The sequence below is a fragment of the Psychrobacter sp. CX90 genome, assembly GCF_057396305.2.
Map to the genome: position 1 here is coordinate 1,018,718 of NZ_CM182008.1, position 21,115 is coordinate 1,039,832.

The 21,115-nt window shown below is 41.1% G+C and carries 12 protein-coding genes, 1 tRNA gene and 1 pseudogene; 7 read left to right on the top strand and 7 right to left on the bottom strand.

Translation table 11 applies throughout. From position 1 onward, the window contains the following. The first annotated feature begins 28 nt into the window (after nucleotides 1-28). From AC2SLN_RS03980 to AC2SLN_RS04010, 7 genes are all read left to right on the top strand, one after another. Complete coding sequence (locus tag AC2SLN_RS03980; RefSeq protein ID WP_486549587.1) at nucleotides 29-1,432, top strand: lysine N(6)-hydroxylase/L-ornithine N(5)-oxygenase family protein; 1,404 nt, start codon at nucleotides 29-31, stop codon at nucleotides 1,430-1,432. 110 nt (nucleotides 1,433-1,542) lie between these two features. After that, nucleotides 1,543-2,157, top strand: a complete 615-nt coding sequence (locus AC2SLN_RS03985) for a GNAT family N-acetyltransferase (protein ID WP_486549589.1) — start codon at nucleotides 1,543-1,545, stop codon at nucleotides 2,155-2,157. Between the two features lie 46 nt (nucleotides 2,158-2,203). Beyond that, the gene (locus AC2SLN_RS03990) at nucleotides 2,204-3,679 is read left to right on the top strand and encodes an MFS transporter (RefSeq protein WP_486549591.1); all 1,476 of its coding nucleotides are present in this window, start codon (nucleotides 2,204-2,206) and stop codon (nucleotides 3,677-3,679) included. 236 nt (nucleotides 3,680-3,915) lie between these two features. Then, entirely contained in the window at nucleotides 3,916-5,997 is a 2,082-nt protein-coding gene (locus tag AC2SLN_RS03995; RefSeq protein WP_486549593.1) for an IucA/IucC family protein, read from the top strand. A gap of 4 nt (nucleotides 5,998-6,001) precedes the next feature. Next, nucleotides 6,002-8,227, top strand: coding sequence for an IucA/IucC family protein (locus AC2SLN_RS04000; protein ID WP_486549595.1), 2,226 nt, complete (start codon nucleotides 6,002-6,004; stop codon nucleotides 8,225-8,227). 84 nt (nucleotides 8,228-8,311) lie between these two features. Continuing rightward, entirely contained in the window at nucleotides 8,312-8,992 is a 681-nt protein-coding gene (locus tag AC2SLN_RS04005; protein WP_486549597.1) for an RraA family protein, read from the top strand. Between the two features lie 249 nt (nucleotides 8,993-9,241). Then, nucleotides 9,242-11,656, top strand: coding sequence for a TonB-dependent receptor (locus AC2SLN_RS04010; protein WP_486549599.1), 2,415 nt, complete (start codon nucleotides 9,242-9,244; stop codon nucleotides 11,654-11,656). 376 nt (nucleotides 11,657-12,032) lie between these two features. On the opposite strand, the pseudogene AC2SLN_RS04015 reads toward AC2SLN_RS04010, so the two are convergent. The 7 genes and pseudogenes from AC2SLN_RS04015 to AC2SLN_RS04045 all read right to left on the bottom strand — a co-directional run. After that, nucleotides 12,033-12,352: pseudogene (locus AC2SLN_RS04015) on the bottom strand (hypothetical protein); the annotation flags it as partial. Nucleotides 12,353-12,462: 110 nt separating this feature from the next. Continuing rightward, nucleotides 12,463-12,539 (bottom strand) — tRNA-Ile (locus tag AC2SLN_RS04020). An 80-nt stretch (nucleotides 12,540-12,619) separates the two neighbouring features. Next, entirely contained in the window at nucleotides 12,620-13,873 is a 1,254-nt protein-coding gene (locus tag AC2SLN_RS04025; protein ID WP_486549601.1) for a tRNA nucleotidyltransferase/poly(A) polymerase-related protein, read from the bottom strand. A 202-nt stretch (nucleotides 13,874-14,075) separates the two neighbouring features. Continuing rightward, nucleotides 14,076-16,358, bottom strand: coding sequence for an NADP-dependent malic enzyme (locus tag AC2SLN_RS04030; RefSeq protein WP_486549685.1), 2,283 nt, complete (start codon nucleotides 16,356-16,358; stop codon nucleotides 14,076-14,078). A gap of 389 nt (nucleotides 16,359-16,747) precedes the next feature. Further along, entirely contained in the window at nucleotides 16,748-18,340 is a 1,593-nt protein-coding gene (locus AC2SLN_RS04035; protein WP_486549603.1) for a protein adenylyltransferase SelO, read from the bottom strand. Between the two features lie 209 nt (nucleotides 18,341-18,549). Continuing rightward, on the bottom strand, nucleotides 18,550-19,941 hold the full coding sequence (locus tag AC2SLN_RS04040) for an acyl-CoA desaturase (RefSeq protein ID WP_486549605.1): 1,392 nt from the start codon (nucleotides 19,939-19,941) through the stop codon (nucleotides 18,550-18,552). 225 nt (nucleotides 19,942-20,166) lie between these two features. Beyond that, nucleotides 20,167-21,045 (bottom strand): glycerophosphodiester phosphodiesterase, encoded by an 879-nt coding sequence (locus tag AC2SLN_RS04045; RefSeq protein WP_486549607.1) that lies wholly within the window; start codon nucleotides 21,043-21,045, stop codon nucleotides 20,167-20,169. Between the last annotated feature and the right edge of the window lie 70 nt (nucleotides 21,046-21,115).

Here is a 21,115-nt window from a genome sequence, read left to right on the forward strand (position 1 = left end):
AATATTATTGGCTAAATCGGAGTCGCAGATGCTAGATCTTATTGGAATAGGTGTTGGGCCGTTTAATTTAAGCTTGGCAGCATTGTTAGACAAACAGCCCACGCTTGAGAGTAAGTTTTTTGAACAAAAACCCAACTTTGATTGGCATAAGGGGATGATACTGCCACACACTACTTTACAAGTGCCCTTTATGGCGGATCTGGTAACATTAATTGACCCCACGAGTCAGTATAGTTTTTTGAATTATTTGCATCATCATCAGCGCTTATTAAAGTTTTATTTTTTGGAAGACTTTAAGGTTTTTCGTCAAGAATACAATCACTACTGCCAGTGGGTAGCGGCGCAGTTAGATAGCTTGGTTTTTGATGCCCAAGTGCGAGATGTGGCTTTGATGGAGGATAAAACGGGGTATGTCGTACAGGTGTGTGAGCAGGGCAAGATAAACACTTACCACACTAAAAACTTAGTCATTGGTACAGGGACACAGCCGACGTTACCTGACGTGTTACAACCATTGGCGGATCAGGCACCGCACCGCTGTATGCATACCGCAGATTTTGCAGATAATTTTGATTATGACCACATTGCAGGGTCAGATACACGGCCTAAAGTGCTGGTATTGGGCTCGGGTCAATCCTCTGCCGAGGTGTATCGAGCTTTATTTGATCAGCAGTTTGATGACCAAAATCAGCCCAAGTTTCAGTTGGATTGGGTGACCCGCTCAGCTGGATTTTTCCCAATGGAATACTCGCCACTAGGACTTGAGCATTTTAGCCCTGCTTATACCCATTATTTCCATCAGTTACCCAATATGACCAAGCACTCTGTACTACAAACACAAGACCTACTTTATAAAGGTATGGGGTTTAGCACCATTACAGATATTTATGGCCGGCTATATGAGCGCAGTATTGCCAATCAGCCGACATATTCAAAGCTAATAGCACATTGTGAAGTGATCGATGCTCAAGGTAAAGGTGTCACTGATTCAGATAACGATCCAGAAGCTGTCTCAAAGCTTAAGCTGACATTAAATCAGCGTGAGCAGCAGCGTCAATTTGTGGTCGACTATGACTGTGTTATCGCAGGAACAGGGTATCGTCACGGGTTGCCGCGTTGTCTAGATTCTTTAGCCGAATATATAGAGCGAGATGCTTTTGATCAGCCGCAAATTAACTATGATTATTCTTTGGTGCTTAAACACGCTACCGCAGGCAGTACACCACAAGCTACGTCTGGCGGGGCGACGGGTCAAGTGTTTGTCCAAAACCAAGAAATCCATTCGCATGGTATTGGAGCACCAGACCTAGGCTTAGGAGCGTATCGTGCCGGCTATATCGTTAACCAGCTACAAGGCGAGCTGGTATATGACACCCAAGCGCTTACCGTTTTCCAAGATTTTGGTGTGTCTACTGATGCTTTATTGCAGTGATTATCTAGCTTATAAGCCGTGTATAAAAAAGCCAATCTTTGCACCTGTTTGTATTGGTCCACATGGCTTGTCATTTTTATCTATTATTGTTTATTTATAGGACACTATTTATGCCAAGCATTGCCCAAGGTCTGCCCGATACATTTTCTGTTCAAGTCAATCAAAAACAGTTTGGCCTGCGTCCCGTTAAGTATCCGGAAGATATGTCATTACTGTATCGCTGGATGCATGCAGAGCACGTTGTGGACCAGTGGCAGCTACATCTGGCCATGCCACAGCTAAAGGTGCATTTTGAAAAAATGATTGTTGATGACCATCAGCGTCTTTACATCATATTGTGTGACGACAAGCCCATAGGTTATACCGAGATTTATGAGACTTATCGTGATCGACTGTCTTTATACTACAAGGCCAAACCGACAGATATGGGCTGGCATATCTTACTTGGCGAGCCTGATGTGGTGGGCCGAGGCTATTTAAGACCAACAGGGATGATGATCTCTCGATTTATTTTTGAGCATACCGATGCCAAAAAGATTGTCACTGAGCCTGATAGCAAGACAGAGGTGTATCAGTGGGTGGCAGATAGCTTTGCTTATAAGATACAGCGTTTGGTTGATATGCCTGAAAAAAAAGCGGCTCTTTATTTTTGCTATCGTGATGAGTTCTATGAGTCTCGAGGTTATTTAGGGTTTTATGGAGAAGCAGAAGCGTCTGATTCATAATGATTAATACTTATTTAATCTTACTCATCTTGGAATTTTATTAACATTGAACCCGCTTAAGACAAATTTTTTACAGCTACGATCTCGTGTTTTCCAAAAAAGGCCGCCTGAGCGTTTAGACAGCAGCCAGATACGCCGTGTACTGTGGACTTTGTTGTTAGGCGGTACAGTCGTCAGCTTTAGCAATAGCGCATTAAACCCTGCTATTCCTGTTTTTATGTCCCTATTTTCAGTAGATATTGTGATGGGTGGCTGGGTGCTAAATGGCTATGTGTTGGCAATGAGTGTGGGCCTGATGCTCAGTGGCTATCTGAGTAAACTCTTTAAGTTTAAGAGTTTATATATCTTTGCCATTACTGGGTTTATGGCAGGATCAGTGCTGGGTATGTTGGCAAGCAATATGTCGTTTATTATCGCTGCAAGAGCCATTCAAGGGCTGGCAGGTGGTTTGATTATCCCCTTATCAATTGGGATGCTGTATCAGGTTTACCCTAGCAATCAGCAAGGGCGGGTGATGGCCTTGTGGGGCATTGTCATTATGATGTCTTTAGCCTTTGGCCCTTTGGTGGGTGCCTATTTAGTGGCTCATTTTGCTTTGTGGACGTTATTTGGCATCACTTTGCCACTTAGTATTTTAGTTGTGGCTATGACAGCGTGGTGGGTGCCCTTATTGCCGGAGTCTCAAGCACAGCAGACGAACAATACTTTATTTGATAAAAATGGATTCGTCAGTCTGGTGGCATGGCTGTTGGCGCTGACGTTATGGCTAAATAGTTTAAAGTCAAACTCAGTAATCGAGATATCAAGTGGCTTCGTTCAACTGGCGGTATTGGCTGCTTTTATTGTGAGTGCTGTTATCTGGTGGCGCTATGAATACCGACACCCAAACCCACTTCTTAAGGTAAGTTTGTTTGCCAATAAGACCTACTTGCATAGCATTGTGTTAAGCATAACCCAGACCCTTGGGCTGATGATGGGGCTGTTGTTTTTACCTATTGTGATTCAAGATGTCATGCATAAGAACGCTATGTGGACCGGTTTGGTCTTAATGGTCGCCACCTTGGTTGCCAGTATGACCACGCAGGTTGCCGGTGGTATTGTCGATAGATATGGTGCAAAAGAGATCGGCAGTGCCGGCGTTATTATCAGTGGTGCAGCCATGCTGATGTTGGTTTGGTGCCTATCTAGCCCAAATATTTGGCTGGTAATGTTGGTAATGAGTCTACATGGCGTAGGGGTTGGATTGGCCTATTTACCGACCACGACAGTCGGCTTTGGTAGTTTGGAGAAGCATCTTGTTACAGAGGGGGCAGCATTAAATAACATCAGTCGCCGCATTGTATCCACTGTCTTTATTGCGCTGGCGACTTTGTACATTAACAGTGAGGGTCTGGGTTTTTTGACAAAAATAATGCCAAGTCTATCTGCCTCTGATGCGTTAGTTGCCCCCATGCAAGAAGTGTTCTTTGGTCTGGCAATAATGCTGCTACTAACGCTTATTTCTACACGAAAACTGCCATAGCAGCATAAAGAGAGTCCAAAAGAGTCGTCGTTTAATATTAGCATTGAAGTTATAAGATTAGGCTGTTTAGGCGTTTTTTAATCTATATATGTAAATGATTATCATTTTGTTATTGAGAAGTATCAGTAGCATGAATCAGCACTGTAACTTATCAAAGTGACATTTATATATAGTAATACAGAGTCTAACGAAATATTTAATTACTTACATTGATAACAGTCAGCAGGGGTTTATCTATGCAACAAACAAAGTATTACCATACAAAGCACGCGGTAACGGCGCCGGTTTTAGAGGCAAGCTGGCCATGGCAGGCGTACGCTACAACACAGAGGCTGGCGTCCCAAAGTACGAACCATTCGGTTAATGAAAGCAGTCAAAGCCAAAGCAATAAAACCAATAACGATAATGATATTACGCCGCGGGTATTGTCCCAACAGCAGTTGCAGCGTATAGAGCAGCGGGTTATTAAGCAGCTATTGCAAGCGCTATTATTTGAGGAGATTATCAATTATGAATGTCAACCTACCTCAGTAAACCATGCAACTGGTAACTCTCCAAATACAGATCACGCTTTTGTGATTCCAGTGTCTGAGCAGATCAGCTATGTCGCCAAAGGTGCCGTTCATTATAGTTTTGATTTGATTCGTTTTAATGACCAAGAGGTAATGCGAGTAGAGCAGGGACAGTCGTCGCAATCTGCCACCTTAGAAGGCGTTATTAATGACATTATATTAAATATTGATTCGACTAATATCCAGTCTATACAAGTGGGCACAGAACAGGCTAAGACCGCCACAAATCAGTGTCCAAAATTAGTCCAATCCTTTATCGAAGAGCTGCGCCATACCTTGATTAATGAGATTCAGGCACAAGCAATGACCCCTTATGTACCAACGGATATTCAAGCGTTGACTTATCCTCAGTTAGAGGGCTACCTGATGGCAGGACACCCTTATCATCCCTGCTTTAAGTCGCGTATTGGGTTTAATTTAAATGACAACTATCAGTATGGGCCAGAGTTTGCACACAATATTGACGTTGTTTGGCTGGCAATAGATCACCGCTTGCTTGTGAGTAATAGTGTTGAGTCTGTATCTATAAATGACTGGGTTAAGCAGTACTTGGGCAGTCGTGATTATGAGGTGTTAATGACAACTCTAAAAGCGATTGTGGCTAATGATAAAGAGTATGGTTTGCTGCCTGTCCATCCTTGGCAATGGCAAAACACGCTTATTTATGCACTGCAGCCTTTGTTAACTACGCAGCAAGTGGTTTATTTAGGACCCACAGACACGCAATATCAAGCACAGCAGTCTATACGGTCGCTGTCTATGCTGTCAGAGGGTAAGCCATATTTAAAGCTGAGCATGCATCTGATCAATACCTCAAGTACTCGTATCTTGGCAAAACATACGGTAATGAATGCTGCGATAGTCACTCGGTGGCTAAATCAATTGACGGCAGAAGATAAGACCGCTGCTGCATTAAATATTGCATTTTTGGGAGAGACAGTTGGTATTAGCTTAGATCATGAGGTGTTGCGTGAGCAAGGGTATCAGCATCCTGATATTTATGGCGGGCTTGGTGCGATTTGGCGCGAAAATGCGAGTGAGTATCTCTCGGACAATCAGCAAGCCTTTCCGTTAAATGGGGTCAGTTATATAAATAGTGATGGTAGTCTATTAATTGACCCTTGGATACAAAAATATGGAGTAGAGCGCTGGATAAAACAGCTGATTGAGGTTAGTACTCTACCCATTATACATATGTTATTTGCACATGGGGTCGCCCTAGAATGTCATGCACAAAATATCGTGTTAGTACATGAAGAGGGGTATCCGATTAAAGTGCTTTTAAAAGATTTGCATGATGGTATTCGTTATTCTCCTGAGCACTTAGCAAGACAAAATCTGCGTCCTAATTTCTTTAGCTTACCTGCCGCACATGCCGCTTTAAATCGAGGTTCATTTATCGAAACCGACGATACAGATGGTATTCGTGACATGACCGTAGCCTGCTTATTTTTTGTGGCATTTGCTGATATGGCCATATTCTTGCACACTCATTATAGCTATCCAGAGCAGCATTTTTGGCATCAAGTGGCTCAGTGTATCTCTGAGTATCAAAAGGCTCATCCAGAGAATCACGCGCGTTATAAGCTGTTTGATGTCTTTGCCCAAAAGACTCGTATTGAGTCATTGGCAAAGCGACGATTATTTGGTGATGCGGTATTTCCCGTAAAATATTTAAATAATCCGCTGTATAAGGCTGCTAGCGATAATCAAACCGATTTGCAGACCAGCAGTAAAAGAGATTGATGCCATGCTAAGCTTATTTCCAGTACAGACAAAAAACCATAGCGAGGCTCTAGAAACAGCCCAGTGGCGACTTATTAACCAGTTGTTAGAATGCTGTCAACTTGAACAATGGTTAGCACCTGAGAATGTCATTACTACCAGTAGCCGTGAGTACGCCCCCACGCTCTTAGCCCAAAAAGGGAAGGCTAATGATCTTTTGTGCTTGCGCGATGTTGAGGGTCTTTGGAGTCAGTTGCAACACTTATCAGTGCCTTATGACAAATCGATGACAGAGGCGCTGTGTCAACATGACACCCCTATGGTGGTTATTTTATTGCCCAATGATACCCAGCTGCTGTTATTGATTGCCCCAAATCATTGTAGCCAGTGGTTATTAAAAGAGGCGTGTTTGCCTCTTTTATTTACGCCGGTCATGTCCAATCAAAATAATGACAGCAATACAAACAAACAGCCGTCAGATGTGCATGCTATAGAGGGTAATGCCGCTTCTCAATTACAAGCAATAGACTCAGCTGAACAGCTATTGACCTTGTTATTATCTGCCATGCAGGAGCGTGGGGAGGCGCTACCTGAAGGCGGCGTCTTAAAGCTACAAGAGAGCTTAATGGCGTCGTTCAGGGCGCAGCAGTGGTCGGCACAGGCACAGATGTCATCGTTGGTTTATCAACAAGAGCACTGGTATCAAAGCTTGATTGCTGCTGAGCAATGGGCTTCTTTGACTGATCGCCCCTTTCATCCTCTTGCGAAGGGAAAGCTTGGCTTTAGCCAGCAAGATTATGAGTACTATATGGCTGAATTTGATCAGCCTATTTATCTTAATTGGGTGGCAGTAAACAAATCCCATCTAATGATCTCAGAGCAATTAGAGCACATACAGACAACCACAGATCAGGAAACGAAGACGGCTTTGCAGCCGGCTCATTATTTGCTCAATAATCAACAGAAAAAGATACTGGAGCAAGAGTTACAGGCACGCGGCGTAGCAGGCTCTCATATTGCTATTCCTATCCACCCTTGGCAGATGGCGCACGAATTGAATGCTTTTTTTGAGGATGATTTGGCGAATAAAACCGTGGTTAAGCTGCGTTTTAATCAATTGGTGAGTCATGCCAGTGCATCGATGCGCAGTATGCTGTTTTGTCGAAATACTGCTTACAGCATTAAGCTGCCTTTGGGTATATATGCGTTAAACTCGAAGCGCTATTTACCGATATTAAAACTGATTAATGCAGAAAAAAATCAAGCCTTATTGGTACAAGCCTGTCAGCGTGATGTGGTGCTAAAACAGCAGATGTGGCTGTGGGATGAGCGCCTTTGGTGGGGATATATGCCACCTAAAAACCGCCATGACAAAAGCTCGATCAACCCAAGCTTTTATCAAGAAAAACCCACCCATTTAGGTGTGCTACTGCGCTGTTTACCAAAAGAGCTGAGTGATAATTCCGTGCGCCTGTTGCCAATGGCAAGCTTGGGTATGCTGGTGTACAAAGACCAGTCATCCCACCATATTTTTGATGAGCTGATCGAGTCATTCCGAGAAGATACGGATCATTTACCGTCAACTACTGGGGGTACGCAGCACCACGGCACTCAAAGTCAGCTGGCTTGTGATGCGATTAAGATGCAGGTTATGACGTGCTTTACTCGTCTGTGTCATGTATTTTTGGGTACCATGCTACGCTGCATACGCTTAGGGTTAATACCTGAGCTGCATGGTCAAAATGTGGTCATGGTAATCAAAGACAATCAATTTAGTGGGGTGTTACTGCGTGATCATGACTCCGTACGTATCCATCTGCCGTGGCTGGGCCGGCATAAGATAGATGACCCTGATTATCTAAGCCCTCCTAATTTCAAAAACAGACTGTATAGAGACACGCCGCAGGCCTTAATATTTTACTTACAGTCTTTAGGTATCTTGGTAAACCTTCGCGCTATTATCGAATCGTTAGCGGCTCACTATGGTATGGCTGAAGTCAAGTTATGGGCCACCGTTAGAGGGATGATAGAACAACTGTTACTACAGCTAGATTTTGATGCTGATCAGTACTTAATTCTAAAAGAGAGCTTATTGGACAGCCCCTATTATCCGCACAAGACATTGATGCTACCGGTAATTGAACGCGGTCAACAAGCGCACGGCAGTATGCCAGCAGGGGAGAGCAGAGTGAACAATCCATTGCCCATATCAACGCTTGCTATCCACGACCAACCTAATACTCAACTTTAGTCTTTACATGAGTGCTTTAGACAAAAAAAGTTAAATGCCAGCATCAAATTAAGGGCTAAGTTTATTTATGATAAAGAGAGAAATATGACAGAACCGACCATTGAGTCCTTGATCGCCGCCTATCAGCACATTGATAGTTCGACCATTGGACATTTAACCGAGCAGGGATATCTGGCGGGTATAAAACCAGTAGTACCTTGTACTCAATCACTGGCTGGACGTGTGCTTACTGTACGTCTAAATTCAGATAATACCGATGCGATTAACGAGGCATTACGATCTGCTCATCCCAAAGACATATTGTGCATTGATGCACAGCTGTTAAAAAACAAAGCCTGCTGGGGAGCACTACGTACCTGTGCGGCTATATATGAGCAGTTAATAGCAGTCATCGTACTGGGAGAGGTAACGGACTCTCAAGCGTTAAAGCAGTTGGACTTTCCTGTATTTGCTCAGGGTATCAGTTCATTAACGACAGCAAACAGGGAAGGTCGGCAAGGTGAGATAAAGAGCGATTTGTATTATCAATTACCAGATGACCGTGCCACTGTGTGTATCAAAACTGGTAATTTGGCAGTACTGGATAATGATGGTGTGTTTGTTTTATCCGTGTCACAGGCAAATGCGTTATTAGTACGCTGTCAACAAAAGCAGCAAAGTGATGATACTAAGCTGCAGCTATTTATGGATGCTTATAAAAATAATCAGTTAGATCAGCTGGTTGACAGGTTAAAACCGCAAACGACTATCGGCATAAAAGATTAAGATAGAAGAATATTTTTTTGTAAAAATATAGAAATAAAAATTATTATCATTTAGAATAGCATTTGTATTATTAATTACATATTCAATACCTTTTTATTCAAAAGAGTGTTAATTGTAACTGTATTTAGTAACCTGTCTTATAGGTCTTAATCTAGACAGGACAGGTTACCACTCAAAAAGATAACTGTCGCTGGTCAGTTGATTATCTGCAAGCAAACCTTAATAAGTCCAACAAGAGAAGATTATTCTATGAAAAATCATCACCTTGCATTATCTGTTCTAAGTTTATGTATCAGTCAGCAACTATATGCACAAACTGATACGAATGTTACCGCAGCTCAAAATGATACGAGTCCTCATGCAAATTCGATGACCACCAGTGCAGCTATAGACAACACCTCATCAGCTATGGAAGCGGCAGATAGGCCAAGTGTAACACTGGATACAGTGGTGGTAACAGGATTCGCAAAAACAGGGACGGTACTTGCACAAAAAATCAGTGAAATGCCTGCGGTGACTCAAGTGATTGCAGAAGAAGATATACATGCTCAAGCTGTGGGCAGCCGTACCACAGGTGATATATTGGCACAATTAATCCCAAGCTTGGGTACCAGTAGTGGTGGAACAAGTAACTATGGCACCACCATGCATGGTCGACCAGTTCAATTTTTATTAAACGGTGTACCATTAACGGGGTCACGTAATCTATCACGAGAGCTAAATAGTATTGATCCGGCTCAACTTGAGCGAGTAGAAGTACTATCAGGGGCAACCAGTATTTATGGGTCAGGCGCTGCAGGCGGCCTCATTAACTTGGTAACCAAGTCGGTGGAAGGAGAGGGGTTTCAAGGTCAAACTCGTATCGGTATGAGCGCTGCTCGTGATTTTGACTCTGATTCATTAGGCTATAATGTCGGTCAGACTCTAGCCTATGGCGGTAATAATATCTGGGGGCGCTTAGATGTTGATTATGAGGAGAAGGGCGGGCAGTTTGATAGTCATGGCAATCGTATTAGCCCAGATGTTAACCAGACCGATCAGCAAGATACTCAGTCGCTTAGTGTGAATGCGAATGTGGGGGCAAATATTGATGAATCGCAAAGCCTAAACTTAGCTGTCACCTATTACAATGATGAACAAGACACAGATTATGGTCCAGATTATGGCGATAATTTAGAAGTGTTATTTGGTGCTACACCTTCACTGCGTGCTATCGATGGGGCGCATATCAAACATGAGCCAGAGACCCGTAAAACCTCAGTTAACCTAAACTATAATCATAATGACTTTCTAAACTCCAATCTAAGCATTACGGGGTATTATAGAGATGAAAAAGGGCGTTTTTATCCATCTGGTAAAGACGCAAGCGCTCAGGCAGTCGGTGAATGGGTAGCCAATGGGTTAACCGATGAAGATACACTGAAAAAGCTGGCAGGTGCGGCTGTGATAGCGACTCAGTCAGAAGCAGATATCGAAGTAGCGGGTGTACGCGCCGCCATGCAAACCGAGCTTGATATCAAAGATATGCCAACACTTATAAGCTATGGCGCAGATTATGAGCGTGAAAAAAGTGAACAGACTTATTATGGTCAAGATTTAAATAAATTTATGGCCAGCAATGGTTTGGTATCTGAGCCTAATGGCCGTACCTATTATGGTGGGCCAGATACGACCATTGATAAAATTGGTGCATTTGTCAATGCTGATATAGATGTCACAGATAAGTGGCATGCCAGCGCAGGGGTACGTTATCAAAAGCTCAAATCAGATACCGATAGCTTTACCCCCATCTATGAGCAGGTGCTAGAAGAGTATTTTCAGGATCCTCGTATTGCCCCTGTAGCCAATGCTTATGGTATTGACTACCAAGCAGGCAGAGTAGAATCCGGTAATACTGACCATCATAAAACCTTATTTAATCTAGGCACCAGCTATCAGATTACCCCAGAAGATCAAATCTTTGCCAACTTTTCACAAGGCTTTACCACTGCTGATATTCAGCGTGCCCTACGTGATGTTCGTGCAGGCTTCGTTGTTAACTCAGATAATGTGCAGCCGATTGAAGTGGATAACTATGAGCTTGGTTGGCAAGGCACGCACGGTAATACCAGCGCTAAGTTGAGCGGATTTTATAATGAATCGGACAAAACCGTTCGATTTACAGAGGATTATACGGTTGAGGTGGTGGATACTGATGAGCGGGTCTATGGGGCAGAAGCCTCAATTAGCCAAAAGTTAAGCGATAACTGGCAGCTGGGCGGAACATTCGCTTACACGCGTGGTCAATACAAAAAAGATGGCGACTGGCTAGAGCTGGGCGCAGATCGTATATCACCGTTTAAAGGGACGGCCTATGCGCAATATAACTTCAACAATGGCAGTAATATCCGCTTGCAAGCACTGGCTATTGATGGCACAGACAAAGCTTATAAAGATCAGCGCAAAGACCCTGATGCCAAGGCAAATGAAGTATCTGGCTATGCCACCTTTGATTTGGTAGGTCAGGTGAAACTACCTAAAGGACAAGGCACAGTCGATTATGGGGTGTACAACTTACTAAATAAAGATTACTTGAATGTTTATCATCAGACGACCTATGGAGCTATGAACCGTCTGCCCTCACAAGGTACGACTTATGGTATCAGTTATACCATTGACTACTAATCGTAATTAAGATCAGTCATAAAAAAGAGGGCAGTAATGAACTGACCTCTTTTTTTATGTTGATTGGTTTTATATTTGCTTGACAGTTACTACAGCCTATTTAAAGCATGCGCCTGTTTGAACTGCCCCGACTACTATATCGGAGAGTAGATTACTTGAGTCAGGCAGCTTTGTCTGACTCACTAAGGCTATCATAGTATTGTCTCTCAAACCCAAAAGGCGACACATAATTAATTGTGCTATGCAAACGTGTTTTGTTAAACCTGAGAAGCGTTAAAAATCGATTAAGTATCGATTTAGCTTTGCAAGGCAAGAGCTGTGCTCGAGTGACAACCCATTCAAGGGTTGCCAATTCAACATCGCTCACACCTTGCTACTGGTGTTTTAAATAATCAATCATCTGTGTTTTATAAAGCCCATTAACCGTTTCAGCTACCGCATTATGTATGAGCGAGGAAACAGCAAAGCACTGCTTTGCCCGAGCGCAAGGGGAGAGTCGAGTAGATTACCTGTCGTACCAACAGATATAATGACGCCAGAAGCAGCCATCTTATCAGTATAGTGAATGGATAAATACTGAATCCCTCTATCACTATGATGAATCACATATTTCGGATGGTTTCTGCCCGTTATCGTTTGGTTTAGTGCTGCCATTACGATATCAGTGTTCATAGGATCTAACACTTTCCAGCCAACATTCTATACGTACCGCTGTAGTTCTATGATTTCGGTAACTTGCTTAAACTTGCATAAAAAAAGGCTTACCGAATATGACGGTAAGCCTTGAATGCTTATAATAACAAATATGGTGGGCCCAGTAGGACTTGAACCTACGACCAAAGGATTATGAGTCCTCTGCTCTAACCAACTGAGCTATGGGCCCTAATATTAAGCGTTTCACTTAATCAGACGCATTATAATACCTTATTTTTTAAACTTTGCAACCCTAAAATTAACCTAGCACTAATTTTTATTGAAAAAAGAGTCGATCGCTTGGCTTCGTGCACTATTTAAGGCGTTACCAATGTCACGGCCTTCTAAATTACTATCAATATTATCCATACCTATTTTATTATATGCACCAATTATTTGTTCAAACTGGCAGTGTATATAAGCAGTTTTAACCACATAAAAAGTGTTTATTAGCGCATCCAGAGTAATGCTATCTTTATGGGCTTTCGTTAAATTAATAAGACTGGTTAACGTTTGAGCATTTAGGTTTTCCAGATTGGCAAGATCTGCAAACATGTTGGCAAATAATGTGGCAAATTGAGTTATTGACTTTGGCGTTGTTAATAACACACTTAGATGATTAATTTTGCTTGTCCAGATCTTCGCTTCATCGCTAGTTTCTATACGCTCAACACTATTAGAACTGTTAAAGCTATTAGGTTTGTTAAACCCTAACAGTGCTAAGTATTTTTCTGGCATGTAACTCATCTGCAACACGGCCCAGCGGTTAGCTAATGGCAAATGGTAGTCGCCACATAGAGAGAGCGCATGAAATACAAATTTTTGAATAAAACCATTGCTTAGAGTTTCTGCGAGCGTTGGGAACAAATAGGGCAGGGCACCAATCTCTATTAAGCACTTAAAATAAGCGTGGGGGGCATCCTGCATAATCGCTCTTCTGGTTTCTAGCCAAACACGCTCTGCCGTTAAGTGCGCTAATTCCCCTGACTCATTAATTGATTTAATTAATTCAATTGTCTCTGGGGCGATGATGAAGTTACTCGTAGCAGTACCATTATTATAGAAACGGCTGTAAAATCTAGCTATTCTTAATACCCTAAGAGGATCCTCAGAGAACGCACTGGATACATGGCGCAATGTTTTACTTGCAATGTCATCCCTCCCTCCATATGGATCAATGACATTACCTGTAATTGGCGTATCATCATGTAGACCACACACTTCTATAGCCATTGCATTTATTGTCAGATCTCTACGTTTAAGGTCTTGTTCGATAGTAACATCAGGTGCAGCGTAAACTTCAAACCCTTTATAACCTTTACCAGACTTGCGCTCTGTACGAGCAAGGGCATATTCGGCTTTTGTTTTAGGATGTAGAAAAACGGGAAAGTCAGAACCAACTTGTGTAAACCCTGCATTTAACATGTGTTGTGGCGTTACACCAACAACCACATAGTCTTTATCTTTGACAGGGCGCTTTAAAAACTGGTCACGCACCGCGCCACCAACAATATAGACATGCATAGTCAACTAATCCTAAATTTGGGCCAATAAGAATGATGAAATAGGGTACAACTTTTGCTGCGTACTTTCACTCGATTGCCCTGCATCGGTTTTAAAGTTCTTTGACTATCTATATTAACTAAATAATGACATCAAATCGACCAATAAAAAAGCCAGCGTTAAAGCTGGCTTTTAAATAATAAATATTTTAAATAGGACTATTTTATTGCGAGTCTGAGTCGATATCCTGAGCTTCGGTAACCGCTAAAGCAGTCATATTGACAACACGACGTGCGGTGGCAGAAGGGGTTAAAATATGTACAGGTTTATCGGATCCTAATAAAATTGGTCCAATTGAAGCGCTATGTGTCGCCGTTTTAAGAAGGTTAAAAGCAATGTTTGCGGCGTCTAAAGTGGGCATAACGAGTAGGTTAGCTGAACCCGTTAATTTACAATGCGGGAAATCATTGTGACGGATACGATCATCTAAGGCGGCGTCACCATGCATTTCCCCGTCAAACTCAAAATCGACTTGCATGTCTGTTAATAGTTGAAATACTTTGCGCATTTTAACGGCACTTTCAAGGTCTGAAGTCCCAAAGTTGGAGTGAGATAATAGAGCTACACGTGGTGCAATACCAAAACGGCGCATCTGAGCTGCTGCCAGTACCGTCATTTCAGCAAGTTGCTCCGCTGTAGGATTATCATGAATGTAGGTGTCCGCAATAAATATATTACGGTCTTGGGTCAATACAGCATTCATCGCATAAAAGTCGTTAAAGCCTTTTGATTTTCCAATGACTTTACTGACGTAATCTAAGTGCAGTTTATAGTGGCCGAAAGTTCCACAAATCATACCATCAGCTTCACCTTTCTCAACTAATAATGACCCAATTAAAGTTGTTTTACGGCGGACATCTCTGCGAGCGAGCTCTATACTCACACCATTACGTTTATTTTTCTCATAATAATACTCCCAGTACTCTCTATAACGAGGGTCAGAGTCTTGGTTGACAATCTCTATATTATCGCCATCAGTCAGACGTAAGCCTAATGCTTCAATTTGAGCTGCAATAATAGAAGGGCGACCAACCAGTATAGGATACGCTAAGCCTTCATCCACAACGACTTGTACACCACGTAGAATATTTGGATCTTCACCTTCACAAAATACTATACGCTTCGGATTCTTTTTGGCTCGCGCGAAAAGTGGCTTCATTACAAATGCTGAGTTATAGACAAACTCCGAAAGCTTTTGACGATAGGCGGCAAAATCATTAATAGGGAGCGTCGCCACACCTGAGTCCATGGCAGCTTTTGCTACCGCAGGGGCAATCTCAATAATTAAGTTTGGTTCAAGGGGTCCTGGAATTAGATAGTCTTTACCAAAACTTTTTGCGGTATCCACATATTTTTGGCCGTGCATTGGCGTGGCTTCGACATGCGCCATAGCTGCAATGGCATGTACACAGGCAATTTTCATTTCTTCATTAACCGTAGTAGCTCCGACGTCTAGAGCACCACGAAAAATGTATGGAAAACATAATGCATTGTTAACTTGGTTAGGGTAGTCGGAACGACCCGTCGCCATAATGACGTCATCACGAGCAGCATGGGCGATTTCGGGTAAAATTTCAGGAGTGGGATTAGCCAGTGCGAAGATGATAGGGTCTTTAGCCATTCGTTTAACCATATCTTGATTCAAGATACCGGGCATTGAAAGACCTAAAAACATATCTGCATTTTCTATTACATCGTCGATGGTTTTAGCATCGGTGTCACGTGCATAACGCAGTTTAGATTCATCCAAATTTTCTCGGCTAGTAGAAATAATACCACGTGAATCAGAAACAAAAATGTTGGATTTCTTGACACCTAATGCACATATCAAGTCCAAGCATGATATTGCTGCAGCACCAGCACCAGAACAAACAACTTGAATATCATCAATCTTTTTACCAATTAATTGCAAGGCATTCATTAAGGCCGCACCGACAATAATTGACGTACCATGCTGATCATCATGGAATACTGGGATGTTCATACGCTCACGAAGTTCACGCTCAATTTTAAAACATTCAGGGGCTTTAATATCTTCTAAATTTATACCCCCAAAGGTTGGTTCAAGCGAGGCTACTGCTTCAATAAATTTGTCTGGGTCATTTTGAGCGACTTCAATATCAAAAACATCTATCCCTGCAAACTTTTTAAACAAGACGCCTTTACCTTCCATAACAGGTTTAGACGCTAATGGACCGATATTACCTAACCCTAAAACAGCAGTACCATTTGTAATAACACCAACCAAATTACTTCTAGCGGTGTATTTAGCTGCCAGTTTGGGATCTTTTTGAATTTCCAAACAGGGTACGGCCACACCGGGTGAGTAGGCTAACGCTAAATCACGTTGGTTGGCTATCTGTTTAGTTGGGTTAACTGATATTTTTCCAGGAGTAGGATGTTCATGATAATGCAGAGCAGATTGCTCAAACTGCTCTTTGCTCATATGCGCATCTTTAATAGAATTTGAAGTAGAAGGTGTAGTCGTGGTAGAAATATTATCGCTCATGATTAAGACCAAAATGATATTGAAAAAGGAAGTCCCGTTGGAACACTCTAAGTACAATAATTAACTTGAGTATTCTAGCATCATTACAGACTTTAACCATAACTAACCTATGTTAAATACTGTAAAAATACCTTGTATTTAGAAAATAAATGACAAGATTTATTATTTAAACATATTGTAATTTAAATAGAAATAAATATTTTAAGTTAAGATCATCGTGGATATTCTAACCTGTCATTCCGGGTTGATGGCTAATATTCAATAATTTTAGCTATTAGCAGTAATTATTAGCATAAGTAGTACAAGCTAAACTACCAGTTATTTTATTAGGAAGAACAACTGACAATGATGGGTTTGTCATCTTTATTGGGTGGTAAAATATCATGCATTGTTGCTTTATTTTGAATTTCATAAGGCGTTCTAAGTAATTCAAATAACCTATCAACTTCACTAAAATCATTTAATTCAGCATTTGCAATGGCTTTTTGTGCCATTGAATTTCTTAAAATATAGGCTGGATTGTTTTGTTTAATATTATTAACTATTGAGTCTTTTGTAAACACAGGGGTAGAGGCCTTATGATAAGCGCTATATTCAATTTGCGAGTCAATATATTGAAGGTAATCTCTTTGCCAAACATGCCATCTATGCAGTTGAGTTTGATTAAGTTCACTGTTTAAAGTGTTTAATAACTGAGCTTCATGGCTGTGTTTATCAGATTCTATAATAGCGATTAATGATCTAAAACTATTTGTATAGTCCAGTTGATTATCCTCAATTATTTGTAGAAGCTCAAAAGCGAGTGCCAACTTTTTATTTAATGTCTCATCAATAAAAGCACTATTTTTATTAGGCCAAGACAATCCAAGTTTGGCGCAAATACCTTGTTGATAGTATTGACTAAAATATATGTCATAATTTGATAGACATTCATCTAAATTGTTTCGGCTAATGATCTCTGAGTGTTTGGTTAAGCTATGTCGTCCATTATGAAAAATAGTTTTACCAGACAACTGCATAAAATGCATCATCCAAATATTTAGATTCCAACGTCCAATAGCGGGTTGATTCTGGTAAGCATAACGACCTGAATAGTCTGAATGATTATTAATCCATGCTGGATCAAATCTTTCTTGAAAGCCAAACGGTCCATAATCAAGTGTACTCCCTGTAATTGATAAGTTGTCAGTATTCATAACGCCATGAGCAAAACCTATTAATTGCCAATCGGCAATCATTTTTGCTGTATTAATAACCACTTGATTAATAAAATCTAAAATCGGGGTGTCTGAATCAATGACATTGGGATAGTAAGTCTCAATCATATATTTAGTAAAGCTTGGCAATAAATCTGGAGCAAAGCTGGCTATCCATTCCACATGGCCTAATCTTATATGAGTGTCAGCGACTCTAAGTAAAGCGGCACCTGGTTCCAGACGCTCACGCTGTACTGGGGTGTCAGAAGTAATAAAGCCTAATGAATTTGAGGAGGCAAGACCTAAAGATGACATCGCATGACCACATAGATACTCTCTAATAGTACTGCGCAGTACTGCGCGGCCATCTCCCATACGTGAAAATGGTGTTAGCCCCATACCCTTTAAATGTAAATCAGTAAGCTTAGCGTCATTGCCTACCACTTGGGCCATTAATAGACCACGCCCATCCCCAAGTTGTCCCGCCCAATGTCCAAACTGATGTCCAGCATAAGCCATTGCTAAAGGTTCAAACCCCTCTGGTATACTGCTGCCTGACAGTATCTGTACCCAGTTATCCATGAGGTAGCTATCTTTATCCCAGTCGATCTGTTTAGCCACTATGGGGTTAAAATGACCTGCCCGCGGGTTTAGCAAAGGTGTCGGCAGTTGCTTATGAAAAAGACGAGAATCAAGCTTGGCATAACTATTATTAAATTTCATAGAGATTCTTTAAATTTCAGGTGTGGTTTATACTTTAGCGAATTAATTAATGCTATGTGATTGATAGTAACAAATCGAATCTGTCATTAATATGACTTCAATGTTGTGGTTATGCTTAAATAATAGTCGCTCTATATAAAAACCTCCATATAAAAAAACCCTCCATCGTTAGATGAAGGGGAGGAGAAACCATTAAGCGATGATAACTGTTAAGCAACAGTTTTTATATCCACTGTATGAAATGCTTGTTTTAACTTTTGATCATGAGCATTAATACGTTGTTCTAAGATATGGTATTGCTCCTTAAGCATTTCGTCGACTTCATTAAGTTTATCTGCAAATTCATTTTTCTTCATTTCAATGGCTTTGGCTTTCAGCTTTTGCCATTCTTTAACCGTTTCATTGAATGAATCGTATTCAAACATGATGCGATCACGGAAGGTTAGCATTGACGTTGGTAGTACACCATGATTGGTATCGGTAGTAACATTTGATAGTTCTTCGATCTTCTTTTGCGCACGTTTGAACTGCATATTTACTTCAGCATGTTTGATAGTCAAATCATCTACTGTACGTAAATCAGTTGCTAAGCCAAATTTAGCAAGTGCAGCGATAAACCATTTGGAAGGATCATATTGCCACCATTTAACCCCATTTCGATAGTCGTATTGGAAAAAATGATGATAATTATGATAACCCTCACCCCAAGTGGGAATAGCTAAAATCCAATTATCACGTGCCGTGTTTGAATCAGTATAAGGGCGCGTACCATACATATGGCACAGCGAGTTGATAAAGAAAGTAAAGTGATGATTAATGACCAGACGTAACAATCCGGCGAGTACTAATGTACCCCAGACGTCACCTACTAGCCAACCTAGTGCACTCAACACCCCTACATTAGATACAAGTACCCATAATCCATAATATTTATGTTGAATTTGTAGAACCTTGTCGCGGGTTAGATCTGGAATATTTTTATAGTCATAGACACCACTTGGATATTTTCGTAGCATCCAGCCCATATGGCTAAACCAAAATCCACGTTTTGCTGAATACGGATCATCCATAGGGTCATCAACATGACGATGATGAGTTCGGTGGCCTGCGCACCAATCAAATGCCGAGCTTTGAACAGCCATCGTAGCACCTAATAGCAGGAAATTTCTAACTGCTGGGTGTGCCTTATACGCTCGATGCGATAACAGACGATGATAACCAACCGTAATGCTCATGCCTGTCCACACAGTAACTGCGCCAAATAATGCCCAAACAGGCGCGCTGACACTATGAGTCATTAAGTACCAAGGAGTAATCACGGCTGCAGCGATAGGGGTAGCAATCAAGAAAACTGCAGGTATCCAATTGACAGGAGCGCGTTTGAAGGCTAGCTCATTCTCAACCGAACTATTATCGTTGTACTCATTGAGCGAAGAAAGATGGGTTAGAGCAGCGTGATTTGAAGTCGGCTCGACTTGTTCTGGAGTTTTTACTCTGGCAAGGATCTTTTTACCAGTATTTACAGCAAGATTTATAGATGATAAGGGTAGTGTACTAGCAGACCTTAAAGCTTTAAACGCTGTAGATGTAATTCGAGTCATTATATATATGTTCCTAAAAAGGGCAAAGTTCTAGTAGGGATAAGCATACAGTAAATTGATAGTAAAGTGAACACTCATACACTGTAAAATCAGAGTTATTAAGCTTATAAAAATTTAAATAACAATTAAGAAAGGATAGATAAACAATTAAGTAGAAATATCTATAATTATCAAAAAATTCTCTTTGTGTGTCTATACTATTTAATGAGTTTGCCTGCTTTCACTTTAATTGAATAGTGTTAACATACGAGAGGGATAATCCGTAATAATATGATTTATTTCAAGATCAATTAACCTAAAAACCTCTTGCGGTTCATTCACAGTCCATGCACTTGTAGATAAATCAAGACGCTTACATTGATTAATGATATTCAAGTTACATAGGCTATAGTGAAGTCCTAAGTGTTCACAACCAAGCTGGCGAGCAAAATTAGGAAGGTTCATTATATATCGATTTTTAAGCAGTTCCTGTTGAAGGACTTGAGGGCTATGCTCGTGAAAGGGAGTTTTATCAGTTGATTTTGCGGTTTGCTGATTATCGTAAAAAGGATAACCAACGCCTTTGATTGGCTCGACGAGAAGCCCTTTTTTGAAACGAGACAAAACCGGTCGCGTTCTCATTAGATGTAGTAAGTGTGTGTCAAAACTAGTGAGAGTAATTGGTAGGGCGTGAAAAATAGGCTGATTTAGAGTATTGGCTAAGGCAGTCATAAGGTTGAGATGATTTGTACGTGGGTGGGTCTTTATTTCAAGTTCAATGTGCTTGAATTCACTTAGCAAAGTAGTAACATCATTTAGCAACATAAAATCATTCGTGAATCCAAGCCGCTTTGTCAATTCATAATAAGTTAATTGGTCAACCCTAGATTGCTGCCTAAAGAGTCTAGACAACGAATCGTCATGAAAAATAACTAAATGATTGTCACGGGTTAGTTGAACGTCAAATTCAATACCGCTAACCTTACCGTTTGATTGTTGAGCAATTTTTAAGAGATGCTCAAAACCATGGCGGCTGTTTTCAAAGGCCTCACCACGTGCACCGCGATGCCCTAAAAGGTATGTTTCTATAGGAGTATTGTTATTTAATTTAATGGAATTTAGCATTTTTATACGATCTAGATTATGTTATTAAAAGTAGGTTTAAGATATTTATGCTTATGTAATAAGTGAACTA